General features: G+C 65.5%; 19 protein-coding genes and 3 tRNA genes. 17 read left to right on the top strand and 5 right to left on the bottom strand.

Annotated elements, in window-relative coordinates; translation table 11 throughout:
• Nucleotides 1-2 precede the first annotated feature (2 nt).
• Nucleotides 3-863, bottom strand: coding sequence for a non-homologous end joining protein Ku (gene ku / locus G570_RS04395; protein ID WP_037499544.1), 861 nt, complete (start codon nt 861-863; stop codon nt 3-5).
• A gap of 114 nt (nt 864-977) precedes the next feature.
• Between ku and G570_RS04390 the strand changes: the two genes are divergently transcribed.
• From G570_RS04390 to G570_RS04325, 14 genes are all read left to right on the top strand, one after another.
• Nucleotides 978-1,051, top strand: a tRNA-Gly gene (locus G570_RS04390).
• 260 nt (nt 1,052-1,311) lie between these two features.
• A tRNA-Tyr gene (locus G570_RS04385) sits at nt 1,312-1,398 on the top strand.
• A 174-nt stretch (nt 1,399-1,572) separates the two neighbouring features.
• The gene (locus G570_RS13095) at nt 1,573-2,160 is read left to right on the top strand and encodes a helix-turn-helix domain-containing protein (protein WP_051504026.1); all 588 of its coding nucleotides are present in this window, start codon (nt 1,573-1,575) and stop codon (nt 2,158-2,160) included.
• A 65-nt stretch (nt 2,161-2,225) separates the two neighbouring features.
• Entirely contained in the window at nt 2,226-2,570 is a 345-nt protein-coding gene (locus G570_RS04375; protein WP_037499542.1) for a hypothetical protein, read from the top strand.
• A gap of 50 nt (nt 2,571-2,620) precedes the next feature.
• Nucleotides 2,621-3,055 (top strand): hypothetical protein, encoded by a 435-nt coding sequence (locus tag G570_RS04370; protein ID WP_156930318.1) that lies wholly within the window; start codon nt 2,621-2,623, stop codon nt 3,053-3,055.
• A 46-nt stretch (nt 3,056-3,101) separates the two neighbouring features.
• A complete protein-coding gene (locus G570_RS04365; protein WP_051504025.1) occupies nt 3,102-4,130 on the top strand; it encodes an ATP-binding protein in 1,029 nt (342 codons plus the stop codon).
• Nucleotides 4,131-4,214: 84 nt separating this feature from the next.
• Nucleotides 4,215-5,249 (top strand): substrate-binding domain-containing protein, encoded by a 1,035-nt coding sequence (locus tag G570_RS04360; protein WP_051504024.1) that lies wholly within the window; start codon nt 4,215-4,217, stop codon nt 5,247-5,249.
• A 24-nt stretch (nt 5,250-5,273) separates the two neighbouring features.
• The gene (pstC, locus tag G570_RS04355; RefSeq protein ID WP_037499538.1) at nt 5,274-6,629 is read left to right on the top strand and encodes a phosphate ABC transporter permease subunit PstC; all 1,356 of its coding nucleotides are present in this window, start codon (nt 5,274-5,276) and stop codon (nt 6,627-6,629) included.
• Complete coding sequence (gene pstA / locus G570_RS04350; protein WP_084607518.1) at nt 6,622-7,521, top strand: phosphate ABC transporter permease PstA; 900 nt, start codon at nt 6,622-6,624, stop codon at nt 7,519-7,521. The genes pstC and pstA overlap by 8 nt, the downstream gene beginning before the upstream one ends.
• A gap of 81 nt (nt 7,522-7,602) precedes the next feature.
• Nucleotides 7,603-8,349, top strand: coding sequence for a phosphate ABC transporter ATP-binding protein PstB (pstB, locus tag G570_RS04345; RefSeq protein ID WP_051504514.1), 747 nt, complete (start codon nt 7,603-7,605; stop codon nt 8,347-8,349).
• 14 nt (nt 8,350-8,363) lie between these two features.
• Entirely contained in the window at nt 8,364-9,071 is a 708-nt protein-coding gene (gene phoU, locus G570_RS04340) for a phosphate signaling complex protein PhoU (RefSeq protein WP_037499536.1), read from the top strand.
• Between the two features lie 5 nt (nt 9,072-9,076).
• Nucleotides 9,077-9,760 (top strand): phosphate regulon transcriptional regulator PhoB, encoded by a 684-nt coding sequence (gene phoB / locus G570_RS04335; protein WP_037499535.1) that lies wholly within the window; start codon nt 9,077-9,079, stop codon nt 9,758-9,760.
• Nucleotides 9,761-9,803: 43 nt separating this feature from the next.
• The gene (rlmB, locus tag G570_RS04330) at nt 9,804-10,544 is read left to right on the top strand and encodes a 23S rRNA (guanosine(2251)-2'-O)-methyltransferase RlmB (RefSeq protein WP_037499534.1); all 741 of its coding nucleotides are present in this window, start codon (nt 9,804-9,806) and stop codon (nt 10,542-10,544) included.
• Complete coding sequence (locus tag G570_RS04325) at nt 10,544-11,167, top strand: DNA-3-methyladenine glycosylase family protein (RefSeq protein ID WP_037499532.1); 624 nt, start codon at nt 10,544-10,546, stop codon at nt 11,165-11,167. Before rlmB ends, G570_RS04325 begins: the two co-directional genes overlap by 1 nt.
• Here the strand turns inward: G570_RS04325 and G570_RS04320 are convergent.
• The 3 genes from G570_RS04320 to G570_RS04310 all read right to left on the bottom strand — a co-directional run bounded on the left by G570_RS04320 (nt 11,164) and on the right by G570_RS04310 (nt 13,819).
• Nucleotides 11,164-12,447: a superantigen-like protein SSL4 gene (locus G570_RS04320; protein WP_156930317.1), complete on the bottom strand. Its 1,284-nt coding sequence runs from the start codon at nt 12,445-12,447 to the stop codon at nt 11,164-11,166. The genes G570_RS04325 and G570_RS04320 overlap by 4 nt on opposite strands.
• Before the next feature lie 114 nt (nt 12,448-12,561).
• Nucleotides 12,562-13,254, bottom strand: coding sequence for a pirin family protein (locus G570_RS04315; protein ID WP_037499527.1), 693 nt, complete (start codon nt 13,252-13,254; stop codon nt 12,562-12,564).
• Between the two features lie 40 nt (nt 13,255-13,294).
• A complete protein-coding gene (locus G570_RS04310; RefSeq protein WP_037499524.1) occupies nt 13,295-13,819 on the bottom strand; it encodes a gamma carbonic anhydrase family protein in 525 nt (174 codons plus the stop codon).
• A gap of 103 nt (nt 13,820-13,922) precedes the next feature.
• Here G570_RS04310 and G570_RS04305 point away from each other — a divergent pair, with 103 nt between their 5' ends.
• Together G570_RS04305 and G570_RS04300 are read left to right on the top strand one after the other, a co-directional pair.
• Complete coding sequence (locus G570_RS04305) at nt 13,923-14,225, top strand: PilZ domain-containing protein (protein WP_037499521.1); 303 nt, start codon at nt 13,923-13,925, stop codon at nt 14,223-14,225.
• Between the two features lie 4 nt (nt 14,226-14,229).
• Nucleotides 14,230-15,690: an FGGY family carbohydrate kinase gene (locus G570_RS04300; protein ID WP_037499518.1), complete on the top strand. Its 1,461-nt coding sequence runs from the start codon at nt 14,230-14,232 to the stop codon at nt 15,688-15,690.
• Between the two features lie 61 nt (nt 15,691-15,751).
• Here the strand turns inward: G570_RS04300 and G570_RS04295 are convergent.
• A tRNA-Leu gene (locus tag G570_RS04295) sits at nt 15,752-15,838 on the bottom strand.
• 147 nt (nt 15,839-15,985) lie between these two features.
• Here G570_RS04295 and G570_RS04290 point away from each other — a divergent pair.
• A complete protein-coding gene (locus G570_RS04290) occupies nt 15,986-16,927 on the top strand; it encodes a complex I NDUFA9 subunit family protein (RefSeq protein ID WP_037499515.1) in 942 nt (313 codons plus the stop codon).
• Nucleotides 16,928-16,930: the final 3 nt, after the last annotated feature.

The following is a 16,930-nucleotide window of genomic DNA, read 5'->3' as shown; positions in this document are numbered from 1 at the left end:
CGTCACGCCCGCTTGCGCGACGGCGCCGCTTTCTTGGCCGCGGCCTTCTTGGCGGCCGGCTTCGCGGTGGGCTTGCCGCTTTCGATGCTCTTTTTGAGCGCCGCCATCAGGTCCACGACATTGCTGCCCTTCGCCGGCGCATCCGGACTATTGTCCTGGATGATGCGCTTGCCTTTCTTCTTCTGCTTCTCGGCGATGAGTGCCTTGAGCGCATCGACATAGCGGTTGTGGAATTCGGAGGCGTCGAAGTCGCTCGCCTTCTTCTCGATCAGCGTTTCGGCCAGTTCGAGCAGGTCCGCGTCGGGCTTTGCATCGCCAATGTCGCGAAAATAGCTCGACGCCTTGTTGACCTCGTCGGCGTAGCGCAGCGTTTCGAGCACCATGCCGCGTCCGCAGGCTTTCAGGCTGATGACATATTCCTGCCCGCGCATCGCCAACTGGCCGATGCCCACTTTCTTGGTCTTCTTCAGCGCCTCGCGAAGCACCACGAACGCTTCTTCGGCAAGATCGTCCGCAGGCACGACGAAGTAGGGCTTGTCGTAATAGATGGGATCGATCTCGGCGAGGTCGACGAACTGCGTCAGCTCCAGCGTCTTGCGGCTCTCCAGCTTGACCTTTTCGATCTCCTCGGGGTCGAGAAGGACATATTCGCCCTTTTCGACCTCATAGCCTTTGAGGATCTCGTCGCGGTCGACCGGACCGATGCCGGGCACCACCTTCTCATAGCGAACGCGCTGGCCCGACGGTTCATGGACCTGGTGGAAGGCGATCGATCGTCCAGCCTTGGTTGCCGGATAGATTTCCACCGGGATCGATACCAGCGCCAGCTTGATCTGCCCGCGCCAACTCGGCCGCGCCGCCATGACATGTCTCCATTTCGATTCGCATCCGATTCAATCGTTCAGGCCGTGAGTCGTTCCCGGTTGACGGCTTGGCGAAAGCAATGGCAAAGGCGCCGGACGCTCGAACGAGCGCGAGCGGGTGTAGCTCAATGGTAGAGCAGAAGCCTTCCAAGCTTACGACGAGGGTTCGATTCCCTTCACCCGCTCCAAAATCCTGACTGACGGGGGCAGTCTTGATTTTGGAGCGCCAGAGCGCAGCGAAGGGCGACCTGCGCAAATGTCCGCGGGACTTTTCGATTTTGGAGCGCGCTAGGCCAAGGCCTAGCGGCGACTTTGGCTCCCGACTAAAAACTTGGTCGACTATTCAGCATTTCCCGAACCCGCCGGTTGACAGTCCGCGTCGCGCCCGCCAAGGAGCGCGCCACCAGCCGTGCCGGCCGCCATCTGCGGTCATGGACATGGCCCATCTGGACAGGTGGCCGAGTGGTTAAAGGCAGCAGACTGTAAATCTGCCCGGGTTTCCCGTACGCTGGTTCGAATCCAGCCCTGTCCACCACTCTTCCAAAATCATTCGAAATCGATCGATCCCGCTTCTTCGCGGATAAAACCCGGTTTACCCTACGTTATCCGAGTTTATTTGGTGCCGTTCTCGCTTTCGGATAAAAAGCACCGTAAATGAGCATCGCCGCGTAGGGGCGTGTTTGTAGCAAAGAGTGAGTAAAAGCAGGTGATGCAGGTGCCTACAGACGGTTTTTCTGGGGTCCGGCCTTTTGATGGCGGTGAGGACGCGGCTCGTGTGGGCCGCCTGTCCCAGGGACAGATCGACTGTCTTCTGCTGGTCGACCAGCATCTCAGCAGCAAGGAAATCTCCCTCAAGCTCGGCATCAGCCCGCACACCGTGGACCAGCGTATCCGCGGCGCCCTGGAAAAACTGGGCGTCGAGCGGCGCGGCGAGGCGGCGCGCATGGTCGCCGCCGTTCTAGATCCAGCGAAGGACGCATATCAGCGGTTGATACATCAATCGCCGCACATCGACCCCGACCCGGCAAACGGACACCAAGCCGGGGCGGTCAGCAATCAGATTCGGCACGCTGATCGTGTGGGGGAGGCTGGACCTCCCGGTGTCAAAACCGAGCAGAGATCGGGAATGTCCCGGCCTCCCCTGCAAATGCCGTTCGCAACAAGAAGCCATCCCAGCAATGAGATGGGCGTTGGCCAGAGGCTCCTCTGGATCTTCCTGATCGCGATCGGATCGGCCTTTTCCGTCGGCATGTATCTGGCCGGACTGGAAAGCCTTTCGCGACTCCTTCAGGGTTAGGCGCCTTCCGCTCGCTGGGACAGCCAGCACGCCGTCGGGGCGGCGTCGACCGGAAGGAGACTGACATGCGCAAACAATTGATCGAAAACGCAGCCTTCGAAGTCGCGACCCAGGTGCGCGAAGTGGAAGACGCCATCGAACATGCGCTCGCCGAAATCGCCGAACTGCAGGGCCGGATGATTCGCGCACGGGCCGTGGCCGGCGTTGCGACGTCGACCGGTCACGAAGCGATGGAGCAGCTGGCATCGGCGACGATGGCTCTGGTCACCGCGCGCGGCGGCATGGCAAGCTGCCACGGCATCCTGAAACAGACCACGCAGCTTGTCCCGGGCCTTCGCACGACCGGTCTTGGCGAAGGCGCCGAATGCCCGCCGGCCACCGGCCAGGCCGGCCTGCGGATCGTAGCGTAACAAGGGATTTCGGGGGGGCGGCATGAAGATGATGCATGAGGAATCGTTGGATGCTTAGCCCCCTCGCCTATTGGATTTTGCTCCTGGCGGTTTCGGCCTTCGCCCTGAGCCGCGGTTCGCGCGATGAACGATTGGTCATGTCGATCATCGTCGCCGCGTCCGTCCTTACGGTCCTGGTCTATTCCCCCCCGACCGAACGGTTCGAGGGGATGGAAACCGGCCTGTTCATGGTCGACGTCGCTGCCCTCGCCGGTTTCGTCGGCGTCGCCCTTATGTCGTCGCGCTTCTGGCCGCTGTGGGTGGCCGGGTTCCAGCTGACGTCGGTCATGTCGCACGCGATGAAGGCGATCCACTGGGACCTCATCCCGCGGGTCTATGCGGCCGCGGAGCGTTTCTGGATTTACCCGATGTTGCTGGCGCTGATCGTCGGCACCTGGCGCGCCCATCGCCGCAACAGCGCCGCCGAGCTGACGCCGGCGACCTGACGTTCAGTGGCTGGTCGGCGGCGACGTCCGCCCCTATGACGGCCCCATGTCGCGACAGACGCCATTCCTTGCTGCCCTGCTCGACGCGTTGGGCGAGCCGGCCCTGATCATCGACCATGGTACGGTCGATGCCGCCAACCTTGCCGCCCGCTCCCTCCTCGGCGACGCCATCATCGGGCGCGACGTCCGCATCGCCATCCGTCATCCCCAGGCGCTGGACTTCATCCTTGCGGGGCGCGAGGCATCGATCGACCTGGTCGGAATCGGATCGGCCGACCGCCCATGGCAGATGAAGATCAACAATATAGGCCGCCGCCTATTGCTAGTCCGCCTGTCCGACCGCAGCGGCATCGTCGCGTCGGAGCGCATGCGGACCGACTTCGTCGCCAACGCCAGCCATGAACTGCGCACGCCGCTCGCCACGCTGATCGGTTACGGCGAAACGCTGGCCGAGCCCGGCCCGCTGGACGAGGCACTCCGGGTGCGATTCGGCGAGACCATCAACCGCGAGGCGCGGCGGATGCAGCGCATCGTCGACGACCTGATGAGCCTGTCGCGGATCGAGGCCGAGCGCTACCGCATGCCGTCGGACCGGGTCGAAATGGACGATATCGCCAAGGCATCGATTCAGCACATGGCCGAACTTGCCGATCAGAAGAATGCGACGATCGGCCTCGATGCCGATGGCGGTCCGCACGTCGTCATCGGCGATGCGGGGCAATTGGGGCAGGTGGTCGACAATCTGATCGGGAATGCGCTGCGTTACGGCTGCAACGAACGGTCGACCAGAATCGATGTGCAGGTCACTCGCCTCGGTCAGCGGGTGCGGGTGTCGGTCCGCGACTATGGCGACGGGATCGCGCCCGAGCATCTGCCGCGCCTTACCGAACGCTTCTATCGCGTCGACCCGGGGCGGAGTCGCGATTCGGGCGGCACGGGGCTGGGCCTGGCGATCGTCAAACATATCGTCGAACGTCATCGCGGCCTGATGAGCATCCGCTCGAAACCCGGGGCGGGGACTGCCGTGCAGGTCGATTTGCCAGCTGCCGAACCGGACGCTGTCACGAAACCGTAACCTTGCCGTCACAGGGAGCCAGCATTGGCAGTCCAGCGAGCTAGCCAATCGGCCTGAAGGATGGCCATGAGGGAGCTTTTTACGATGAAGAAACTGATGGTTGCGCTGCCGCTGGTGGCGCTGGTTGCGGCTTGCGGCGGCAACGACTCGAATGCGGCTGGCGGCGACATCAAGATTGTCGGCTCGTCGACCGTTTACCCGTTCACCACTGCCATCGCCGAAGCGTTCATGAAGGACAATGCCGGCACGCGCGTGGTCGTCGAATCGACCGGCACGGGCGCGGGCGCCAAGCTGTTCTGCGCGGGCATCGGCGACAAGTTCCCGGACATGCTCAATGCCTCGCGCCAGCTTAAGGCCAGCGAGTATGAAACCTGCGCCGCCAATGGCGCGAAGACCATCATCGAAGTGCCGATCGGCATCGACGGCCTGACCTTCATCGAAGGCAAGGACGGCCCCGGCCTCAATCTGACCGTCGACGACATTTACAAGGCGCTGGCCGCCAATCCGTTCGGCAAGGGTCCGAACAAAGCGAAGACATGGAAGGACGTCAATCCGGCGCTTCCTGCCATTGCGATCAAGGTCATGGGCCCGCCGACCACCAGCGGCACCCGCGACAGCTTGGCCGACCTCATCCTCACCAAGGGTTGCGAAAGCGACACCGCGATGAAGGATCTCAAGAAGTCGGATGAAAAGAAGCAGAAGGAAATCTGCACCGGCATCCGCACCGACGGCGCCTATGTCGAAGCCGGCGAAAACGACAATCTGCTGGTGCAGAAGGTCAGCCAGGAACCGGGCACGCTCGGCGTGCTGGGTTACAGCTTCCTCGAGGAAAATGCCGACAAGGTGAAGCCGGTCGCCCTCAAGGGCGTGCTCCCGACCGAAGCGACCATTGCCGACCTCAGCTACCCGGGCAGCCGCAAGCTTTACGTCTACTTGAAGGGCGAGCATCTGGCCGCGAAGCCGGCGATGAAGAAGTTCATCGAAGCCTATTCGAAGGCTTGGGGCACGGGCGGTCCGCTCGAAAAGAAGGGCCTCGTTCCCTTCGCCGGTGCCGACGCCGGCGCAGCGACCGCGCAAGCGACCGCGCTGAAGCCGCTCGACCCCTCGACGCTCAAGTAAGCGAAGAGAGAGCCGCGAGACCTTATGACGCTGATCGCGATCCTCGCGGTTCTGGCCATCGCATTGGCCGCAGGCGCCGTCGTCCGGAAACGGGCGGCGGGCCTGCGTGCCGGCGGCGGCAAGCTGAACAGCCTTCCCATCTACCACGCCGTCCACGTCCTGTTGTGGTCGGCCTTCCCCGCGCTTGTGTTCGTCGCCGCCTGGGCGCCGATCAGCAAGTCGATCGTCAATCAGGCCGTGCTGTCGTCGCCTGCGGGTCAGGCGCTTCCCGCCTTCGACATGCAGCGCAACGCGATCCTGGCCGAAGCGAACGATATCGCCCGCGGCGCCAAGACCGTGGGCATCTATCCTGAAGCCAACGCGCTGGCCCCGATCATCGAAAGCCAGTCGGCCAAGGTCGGTTGGGCCGGCACATTGGTCGCCGCGTTGCTCGCGGCTGCCGGCGCCTTTCTGGCCGCACGTCGCAGCGGCGTCGAATTCCGCGCCCGGACCGCGGTCGAACGCTGGGTGATGACGCTGCTGGTCGCCGCCTCGATGGTGGCGGTGTTGACCACGCTGGGCATCATCCTGTCGCTGCTGTTCGAAAGCCTGCTGTTCTTCAAGGAAGTCAGCATCTTCCAGTTCCTCACCGGATCGGTGTGGAGTCCGGCCGGACACCCGGGCAGCTTCGGGTCGATCGGCCTGTTCTGGGGTACGGCCTTCATTGGCGCGATCATCGCCATGATCGTCGCGGTGCCGCTCGGCCTGATGAGCGCCATTTATCTGACCCAGTACGCCCCCTCCACCGCGCGCCGCTGGATCAAGCCGACGCTCGAAATACTCGCCGGCGTCCCGACCGTGGTCTACGGCTATTTCGCCGCGCTGACCGTCGGCCCGGCCATTCGCGACCTGGCCGTCGGCATCGGCATCACCAGCGCCTCAAGCGAAAGCGCGCTGGCCGCGGGTCTCGTCATGGGCATCATGATCATCCCGCTGATCAGTTCGATGTCCGACGACAGCATCACCGCGGTCCCGCAATCGATGCGCGACGGCAGCCTGGCGCTTGGCGCCACGCGGTCGGAAACGATCAAGAAGGTGCTGCTGCCTGCCGCCCTGCCTGGCGTCGTCGGCGGCATTCTCCTCGCTGTCAGCCGCGCGATCGGCGAAACGATGATCGTGGTGATGGCCGCGGGGCTCGCCTCCAATCTTACCGCCAATCCGTTCGCGAGCGTCACGACCGTCACCGTGCAGATCGTACAGCTGCTGACCGGCGACCAGGAATTCGACAGCGCCAAGACGCTTGCCGCCTTTGCGCTGGGCCTCATCCTGTTCATAGTTACGCTGATCCTCAACCTCGTCGCGCTGCGGGTCGTGCGCAAATATCGGGAAGCGTATGACTAGCATCGAACAGACGCAGCGCTGGACCGGTGCCGCGATGCAAAAGCGCATCGCCCGCCGCTACGCCGCTGAACGCAATTTCAAGCTGCTCGGCCTGCTTGCCGTCGCCATCAGCATCGGCTTCCTCGCCTTCCTGCTGGTCACGATGCTCAGCAAGGGGGCGCATGGCCTGTCGCTCGACTTCCTGATGAATTCGGATTCGACCGAGGCCGAAATGGCCGGTGTCTGGGGGGCGCTGAAGGGCAGCTTCCTGACCATCATCGTGACGATGGGCATCGCCTTCCCGATCGGCGTGCTGTCGGCGCTCTACCTCGAAGAATTCGCGCCGCGGAACCGCTGGACCGACGTGGTCGAAGTGACCATCAACAACCTTGCCGCTGTGCCTTCGATTATCTTCGGTCTGCTCGGACTCGCGCTGTTCCTCAATACCCTCGACATGCCGCGTTCGTCGCCGCTGGTCGGTGGCATGACGCTGGCGCTGATGACCTTCCCGGTGATCGTCATCGCCGGCCGCAACGCGATCAAGTCGGTGCCGCCGTCGATCCGCGACGCGGCGCTCGGCGTCGGCGCGTCGAAAATGCAGGTCGTCTTCCACCATGTCCTGCCGCTGGCGCTGCCCGGTATCCTGACCGGCACCATAATCGGCATGGCCCGCGCGCTGGGCGAAACCGCGCCGCTGTTGATGATCGGCATGCGCGCATTCATCGCCACGCCGCCGCAAGGCGTCACCGACCCAGCGACCGTCCTGCCGATGCAGATTTTCCTGTGGTCGGACGAAGTCAGCCGGTCGTTCGTGGAACGCACCAGCGCCGCGATCATCGTGCTGCTGGTGTTCGTCCTGCTGATGAACGGGCTGGCCATTTATCTCCGCAACAAATTCGAACGCCGCTGGTAGGCAGGAATGGACATGATCGACACCATCGCCCCAACCCCGACCGAGACCGCCGAACCGGCCCTCGACAATCGTGCGCCAAAGATGACCGCACGCGACGTGCGCGTTTTCTATGGCGACAAGGAAGCCATCAAGGGCGTCGACATCGACATCCATGACGACAAGGTCACCGCCTTCATCGGCCCGTCGGGCTGCGGCAAGTCGACCTTCCTGCGCACCCTCAATCGCATGAACGACACCATCGTCGGCGCGCGGGTGACCGGCGAGATCGCGCTCGACGGCGAAGATATCTACGCCCCGTCGATGGACGTGGTGCAGCTGCGCGCGCGGGTCGGGATGGTGTTTCAGAAACCCAACCCCTTCCCCAAGTCGATCTACGACAATGTCGCCTACGGCCCGAAGATCCACGGCATCGCCGCGGGTAAATCGGAACTGGACGAAATTGTCGAAAAGTCGCTGAAGCGCGCCGGTTTGTGGGACGAGGTCAAGGATCGCCTCGACGACAGCGGAACCGCCTTGTCGGGCGGCCAGCAGCAGCGGCTGTGCATCGCACGCGCCATCGCGGTCGACCCCGAGGTGATCCTGATGGACGAGCCCTGCTCGGCGCTCGACCCCATCGCAACCGCCAAGATCGAGGAGCTGATCCACGAACTGCGCGGCCGCTACGCGATCGCGATCGTCACGCACAACATGCAACAGGCCGCGCGCGTGTCGCAGCGGACCGCCTTCTTCCACCTCGGTGAGCTGGTCGAATACGGCAAGACCAAAGAGATTTTCACCAACCCGCGCCAGCAGCGGACCCAGGACTATATCACCGGCCGCTACGGCTGATCGGAGCGAGTAACATGGCGACCACCAGCGGACATACCCTCAAGGCGTTCGACGACGATCTCGACCGGCTGCGCGCGCTCATCAGCCAGATGGGCGGGCTGGCCGAACATGCCATTCGTGAATCGATGCGCTGCCTTCAGCAGCGCGACCTCGACGGCGCCGAACGCATCGTGATCGAGGACAAAAAGCTCGACGCCTTGGAAATCGAAACCGAGCGGCGCTCGGTCGAACTGATCGCGCTGCGCGCGCCGATGGCCGGCGACCTTCGCGACGTCGTCGCCGCGATGAAGATTTCGGGCGTCGTCGAACGTATCGGCGATTACGCCAAGAACATCGCCAAGCGCATTCCGCTGATCGACAGCGTCGGCAATATCGAGCCGCTGTCGCTGATGCCGGAAATGGCGCGCATCGCGACGGAGATGGTGCACGATGTGCTCAACGCATTCGTCAACCGCGATGCCGAAGCGGCGGTGAAGGTGATTGAGCGCGATCAGGCGGTCGACGATTTCTACAACAGCATCTTCCGGACGCTGCTGACCTACATGATGGAGAACCCGAACAACATCGGGCAGTCGACCCATCTCATGTTCATCGCCAAGAATGTCGAGCGCGTCGGCGACCATGCGACCAACATCGCGGAAATGGTCTATTACGCGGCGACCGGCCAACATTATGTGGACCGGCCCAAGGGTGCCGATCCGCTGGACCAGAAAGCGGAGTAAGACCGGTGGGTGTCAAGCGACTGCTTCTTGTTGAGGATGACCGGTCGCTCGCTGAGCTGGTCACCTTCCATTTCGACCGCGCCGGCTATGCCGTCACCCGCACGGGCGACGGCGAGGAAGCGCTTATCCTGGCCGAGGAAACCCGGCCCGACCTCATCCTGCTCGACTGGATGATCGAAGGGATCAGCGGGATCGAGGTGTGCCGCCGCCTGCGCCGTCGCGAGACGACCGCCAACGTGCCGATCATCATGCTGACGGCACGCGGTGAAGAGGACGACCGGATTCGCGGGCTCGAAACCGGCGCCGACGATTACCTGACCAAGCCGTTCAGCCCGAAGGAGCTGATCGCCCGTGCCTCGGCCGTGCTCCGCCGCGTGCGCCCGGCGCTGGCCGCCAGTGCGCTGGCCTATGCCGGGATCGAGATGGACCTCACCGCCCACCGCGTGAAGCGCGACGGCGTGACGCTGCAGCTCGGGCCGACGGAATATCGCCTGCTGCGCCACTTCCTCGAAAATCCGGGCCGGGTGTTCAGCCGCCAGCAGCTTCTCGACACCGTCTGGCCGCACAGTGAGGAGATCGAGCTGCGAACCGTCGACGTCCATATCCGCCGCCTGCGGCTGGCGATGGGCGAGCCCGACCTTATCCGCACGGTGCGGTCGGCCGGCTATTCGCTGGACGCCGCCAACTAGGCTGCCGCTTCCCTTGCGCCGTGGTCGGAGCTAGGGGGCAGTCATGGCTCGCAAGAACAAGCACAAGGGCGGCGGCAACCCCAACCGGCCGCGTTTCTGGGGCAAGCACGCCGTCGCGGCGGCGCTCGACAATCCTGACCGCCGCGTCCTGAAAGCGTGGACGACGCGCGAGGCAGCGAACTTCATGCAGTTCCCGCCCGACGTCATGGTCACCATGGCGGAGGTGACCGACCTCGCCCGCCTCGTGCCCCACGACGCGCCGCACCAAGGCGTGGTGATAGAGGTCGAGCCGCTGGAAGACTTGTGGCTCGGCGACGTCCTTGCCGACGCGCCGGAAAAGGCGACGTTGCTGGTGCTCGACCAGGTCACCGACCCGCACAATGTGGGCGCGATCCTTCGCTCGGCCGCCGCTTTCGGTGCGATCGGGATCGTCACGCAGGACCGTCATTCCCCGCCTGAAGGCGGTGCACTGGCGAAGGCTGCCTCGGGTGCGCTCGAACGCGTGCCGTGGGTCCGCGTCGTCAACCTCGCCCGTGCACTGGAGGAAATCGCCGAGGCTGGATTTTGGCGCATCGGCCTCGCCGGTGAGGCCGACACCGACCTCAAGGACGCGCTCGGCCCGCAGCGGGTCGCGCTGGTGCTTGGCGCCGAAGGTCCGGGCATGCGCAGCAACACGCGCGAACATTGCGACGCGCTGGCGAAACTGCCGATCAGTGACGCCGTCGAAAGCCTCAACGTGTCCAATGCCGCCGCCATTTCGCTCTACGCGGCCAGCGTCGCCTGATGGTCCGCACGCGCGAAAGCCTGCACGCCAGCTGCGATGCGCTTGCCGGCTTTCATGACGGCTTTGCGCGGGTGCTCGAAATTCATGGCCATCCCGAACCGCGGATGAGCGATCCGGGCGTGGAAACGCTGCTGCGCACCATCGTCGGCCAGCAGGTCAGCGTCGCCGCCGCCCGTTCGATGTGGAACAAGCTGATCGCAAAGTTCGGCCAGCCGGTCGACCTGGCCGCGCTAAATGCCGCCAGCGACGAGGAACTGCGCGAAGCCGGCCTGTCGCGCCAGAAAGCGGGCTATGCGCGCAGCCTCGCCGGGCTGGTCCTGTCGGGCGAACTCGATCTCGCCCACCTGCCCGAAGACGATGAAGAAGCAATTGCCCAGCTGACGAAGATCAAGGGCATCGGCCGCTGGTCCGCGGAAATCTACCTGCTGTTCGCCGAGGGTCGGCCCGATGCCTTTCCGGCGGGCGACCTTGCGGTGCAGATCGAGATCGGCAAGCTGATGGGCCTCGACGAGCGGCCATCGGAAAAGCAGCTGCGCGAATGGGCCGAAGCGTGGCGTCCGCATCGCGGCGCTGCCGCCGTGCTCGCCTGGCACAGCTACAACAATGTGGGAACCGCGGTTTAGGCGGCGGCGCTGAGGCCGCTGCTGTGCGGCCGGGCCGCGAGGCCGCGGAAAATGCGCGGTCCGAGGTCGAGCCGGAATGGCGCAAGCTTGGCATCGCCTTCCTTGCCGCGTCCGACCAGGAAGCTGGCCGACACCTGCTGGTCACTCGCCCCGTAGACCACGTTGAACGCGACCAGCGGCACGAACAATTTGCGGCCGCCCGCCTCGAAGCTCTTTACCTCGTCGAGCGGCAGCTTGACCGCGCTCTTCAGGGTCAGGCTGTCCATCGGCGCAATACCAGGGATGCGGTCGCCCAGCGTATTCGGGCGGCGGAAATATTCCGCGATTTCCTGGTCCTGCGTCGGGCTGGCACAGACCATCAGCGCTTCGACCAGGATGTTGCGCGCGGGCGCGGATCCGACGTTCGCGACGATGACGTCGAACTGGACGATGGCGTCGCGGCCATCGATCACGACCCGGTCGGGGACGAAGCGCAGCTCGATCGCCGGCTTCAGGGCGCTCGACGTGATGAGGCCGTCCGACTTGGGCTTGGGCGCCGGCGCGGGTGCTGGGACCGGCGGCGCGACGGGGGCCGCGACCGGCGGCTGAGCAGGCGCCTTTGGCGCCGGCGTCGGCGGGGTTGGGATGGCGCGCGGGGACGGCATCGTCGCGACATCGGCACCGGCGGCGGCGAACGCCATTCGACCCGGGTCGGCGTAACGTCGATCGCGATTGCGGCGGAACCACCAGAACGCCCCGGCACCCAGCGCCGCAAGCAGCGCGACGAGCCACGGCCACGGCGATAGTCCCGAAGCGGTGACGCTTGTCGGTTCCGCGGTCACCGGCGCCGGCGCGGCCGCTTCGGGCGGCGCGACATCGACGCTGTCCGTGGCGGCGGCAGTCGGCGCTTCGACGTCAGGCGTTGCCGTGGCCCGGTTGGTCGACGGCGTCGGCGGCGACTGCGGCGCGGCCTGGCGCGTTTCCGGGCTCGCAACCGCCCGACCGGCCGTCGGTCGCTCGGGCCTGCTGCTTGCCGGCGGGTTGTCGGCCGGCGGCGCTTGCGTGGCGCTTGACGGGGCCGGCACCGGCTGGGCCGGCTGCGGCACAGGGCGGCTGACCTGCCCGCCGATGCTGAAGTCGCGCAGCTGCGAAGGCCCGACCGTCCCGGACGAGGGCGGCGGCGCGGCGGTGACGTCGACCGGCTGTTCGCTATTCTGCGCCGTCGCGGGCACGGCCAGCAGGGCGCCGACGGCCAGCGCCGCGCCACGTGCCTTCATCCTGATCCGGCGAATAGCCGTCATGTCCCCGCCTCACCCGTTGTTGGGATCGACATCGCCCGGCTCCGCCCCCTGGCGCCCGCGCGATGACGAGCCGCTATTGGCGCGAACATCGCGGCAGGGCAAGGGGTTAGGCGCCTATCGTGCGTCGACCAGCACCAATTCCGCGTCGGCTTCCGCTTCGATCCGGATGCTGCCTTCGCCAGTGATGGCGATTCCGTCGCGGGCCTTGGCAGCGACTCCGTTCACGGTCACGGCCGCCGACGGGACGAGGTAGAGGTGCCGCGCGGGATTCGCCGTATAGTCGAGGCTGGTTCCGGCCTTGAGCGTCGCACCGAGGATCTTGGCGTCGGCGTTGATTGTCAGCGCGTCGTCGTCGGCATTACCGCTGGCGAGGAGCTGGAAACTCCCCTCGCGCGCTTCCTTGGGGAAGGGCATCTGCCCCCAGCCGGGCTCGACCCCCGGCCGGTCGGTTTCGATCCAGATCTGGAACAGCGTCGTGGCTTCGTCCTCAAGGTTATATTCGGCGTGCTGGACGCCGCGACCGGCGCTCATCACCTGTACGTCGCCGGCGCCGGTACGGCCCTTGTTGCCCATCGAATCCTGATGGGTGATCGCGCCGGTGCGGACGTAGGTGACAATTTCCATGTCGCGGTGCGGATGCGGCGGGAAGCCGCTCTTGGCCGCGATCGTATCGTCGTTCCACACGCGGATCGCGCCCCAGCCCATACGGGCCGGTTCGTAATAGCTTGCGAAGCTGAAGTGGTGACGGGCATCGAGCCAGCCGTGGTTGGCGTGGCCGAGCGTTTCGAAGGGTCTGATGTCGATCATGATCGGGAAGATGGCGCGTCGCCCGCCCCCCTTTCAAGTGTCAGCCGTGTAACCGCAATTCGGCGGCATAGGCGGCTGCCTTTTCACAGTAGTGCAGCGCCGACAGCCGCAGCATTGCGACCTGCTCGTCGGTCAACGTCCGCACCGCCCGCGCGGGCGAACCGACGATCAGGCTGCGCGGCTCGAAGGTCTTGCCTTCGGTCACCAGCGCACCCGCCCCGACGATGCACTGCTCGCCGATCACCGCCCCATTGAGGATGCGCGATCCCATGCCGATCAGCGCTTCGTCATGAACCGTGCAGCCGTGGAGGATCGCATGATGCCCGACCGTAACGCGCGCGCCGATGGTCAGCGGGAAGCCCGGGTCGCTATGCCCCATCGCCCCGTCCTGGAAATTGGTCCCGTCGCCGAGGACAATCGGCGTGTTGTCGGCGCGAATGACCGCGCCGAACCAGACGCTGGCACCCGCACCTAATCGAACATCGCCGATCAGGTCGGCCGACGGCGCCACCCAGGCGCCCTCGCCAAGGGTCGGGGCCGTATCGCGGAAGGAATAGAGCGGCATATCGGTAACGCTAGGCCAATTCTGCCGTGTCTGTCACGCGTCCCCTTCCGGGCGGCCACAGAAGGCGTATAGTCGTCGCGCTCGGCCTAGATGGGGGATGTGAGTGGACGACAATCAACGGGATCGTAAGTCGGATCGTCACGAATTGAAGGCGGATATCGACATTCGTCGGCCCGGGGATCACCGCTACCGCGCCCCGATCCTCGATTTCTCGCCCGAAGGATGCCGCGTCGAAGTCCCTGTCCATGTCCAGGCTGGCGATGCCATCTTCCTGTCGCTGCCCGGCCTTGAGACGATCGAGGGCAAGGTGCGCTGGGTGAAAGAGTGGATTGCGGGGGTCGAATTCAACCGCCCGCTCTACCCGTCGGTGTTCGAAATGATGAAGGACCGGATGCGCCGGGGCTGACCGGATGGCCGACCGCATCCTTGTCATCGACGAAGGGACCACGTCGACCCGCGCCATCGTCTACGACATCGATGGCACGCCGGTCGCCACCGTGCAGGCCCAGCTGACCCAATATTATCCGGAGCCCGGCTGGGTCGAACAGGATGCGTCCGAAATCTGGGACCGCACGCTGGCGGTGGCACGCGAGGCGATCGCCTCGGTCGGCGGCGCGGACTGCATTGCGGCCATCGGCATCACCAACCAGCGCGAAACCGTCGTCGCCTGGGACCGGAGCACCGGCGAACCACTGACCCGCGCCATCGTCTGGCAGGACCGCCGTACCGCCGCCCGCTGCGCCGAATTGCGCGAGGCGGGGCACGAGGCCGACATCCAGCGCAAGACCGGCCTGTTGCTCGACCCCTATTTCAGCGCGTCGAAAATGGAATGGCTGCTGGAAAACGAGCCCGCCGTCGCCGCCTGCGACCAACTCGCCTTCGGCACCATCGACAGCTTTCTCGCCTGGAAACTGACCGGCGGGCGGACCCACGCCACCGACGCCAGCAACGCCAGCCGCACCATGTTGATGGGCCTGACCGGCGGGTGGGACGCGGAGCTGTGCGCGCTGTTCGGCGTAGACGCCGCCACCCTGCCAACCATCGTCGACAGCCTCGGCATCATCGGCCAGACCGACCCATCTCTGTTCGGCCGCGCCATCCCCATCGCTGCCATGATCGGCGACCAGCAGTCGGCGACCGTTGGCCAGGGTTGCCTCGCCGTCGGGGCGACCAAGGCCACCTTCGGCACCGGCGCCTTCATCCTGACCAATGCCGGCGATACACCGCCGGCGTCGGCCCACCGCCTGCTCGGCACCGTCCTGCTTCAGCAGCACGGACGACGCTCCTATGCGCTTGAGGGCAGCATTTTCGTCGCCGGCAGCCTGATGCAATGGCTGCGCGATTCGCTCGGCCTCATCGTCACCGCGCCCGAAAGCGAGGCGCTGGCGGCTTCCGTGCCCGACAATGGCGGCGTTTGCTTCGTCCCTGCCCTGTCCGGGCTCGGCGCACCGCACTGGCGGGCCGATGTTCGGGCGCTGGTCACCGGCATGACCTTCGCTACGACCAAGGCGCATATCGTCCGCGCCGCGCTTGAGGCGCAGTCGCACCAGATCCACGACCTGATGATGGCATACCGCCAAGACGGCATCGTCTGGGACAGCATCCGCGTCGACGGCGGCATGATCGCCAACAATTGGCTGGCGCAGGACCTGGCCGACATCACCGGCTTGCCGGTCGAGCGCCCCGCCAACGTCGAAACCACCGCGCTCGGTGCGGCGATGCTGGCGGCGGTAGGCTGCGGCCTATATCCCGACCTCGCCTGCGCGACGTCGGCGATGCGCGGAAAGCTCGAGCGATTCGAACCGCGGATGGATGGCGCCACCCGGGACGCGCGGCTGAGCCAATGGCGCGACGCGATTTCAAAGGTTTGAATTGGGGGTCATGAAATGATCATCATGCTCGGATTGCCCCCGGCAATCCTGTGCGTGATGATGGTGCCCAGGAGAGGACTCGAACCTCCACGCCGTTTCCAGCGCCGCCACCTGAAGACGGTGCGTCTACCAATTCCGCCACCTGGGCACAGGAGCATCGCTCGGTAGGCGGCGGCCTCTAGGGGGCGGCGCGGGGGTCTGTCAACAGGCCGCATCGCCCCTTGCGAAGAAAAGCCGCTTGGCCCAAGGACGCAGCGCATTTTCCGTTCGTTTTTCAAGAGGACTCGCGTTCGCCATGGCCAACCCCGGAATCCCACCGCTCGTCACCGTTTTCGGCGGCAGCGGCTTTGTCGGCCGCTATGTCTGCGAAGCGCTGCTGAAGGCCGGTGCCCGTATCCGCGTTGCCGAACGCGATCCGCGCAAGGCCTGGTTCCTGCAGCCGCTGGGCGGGGTCGGCATGGTCCAGACCATCGCTGCCGACGTCACCAAGCCGGCCACGGTCGCCCTGGCGGTCGAAGGAGCCGATGCGGTCGTCAACCTGGTCGGGGTATTCAAGGGCGACCTTGAGGCGATCCATGTCGGCGGCCCGCGCACCATCGCGGAGGCCGCCAAGGCCAACGGCGCGGCCTTCGTCCATGTCAGCGCCATCGGCGCCGATGCCGCCAGCGAATCCGGCTACGGGAAAACCAAGGGCATGGGCGAAGAAGCGGTCCGTGCAGCCTATTCCAAGGCGACGATCATCCGCCCCAGCGTGGTGTTCGGGCCGGAAGACCAGTTCACCAATCGCTTCGCCGGCCTCGCCAGATTCCCGGTGCTGCCGGTGGTCGCGCCGAATAGCCGGTTCCAGCCGATCTTTGCCGCCGACCTTGGCAAGGCGATCGCCGCCGCGGCGCTCGATCCCAAGACGCATGGCGGCAAGACCTACGAACTGGGCGGACCCGACGTCATGACCATGCGTGCATTGGTCGGCGCCATCGCCGACCTGTCGGGCCAGTCGCCGCAGATCGTCGACCTGCCCGACTTTGCCGGTTCGGCCATGGCCAGCCTCGGCTTCCTGCCCGGCGCGCCGCTGACCCGCGACCAGTGGATCATGCTGCAGAAGGACAATGTCGTCGCCAAGGGCGGCACCGACCTCAAGGCCTTCGGCATCGCGCCGACGGCGCTTGGATCGGTTGCGGGCGAATGGCTCGGCCGCTTCCGCACCGGCGGCCGCTTCGCTCCGCGCGCGACCGCGTAAGCC

The organism is Sphingomonas jaspsi DSM 18422, from assembly GCF_000585415.1.
GTDB classification, from domain to species: Bacteria; Pseudomonadota; Alphaproteobacteria; order Sphingomonadales; family Sphingomonadaceae; genus Sphingomicrobium; species Sphingomicrobium jaspsi.
The sequence above is the reverse complement of the archived record's forward strand: the minus strand, read 5'-3'. Positions and strand labels throughout refer to the sequence as shown.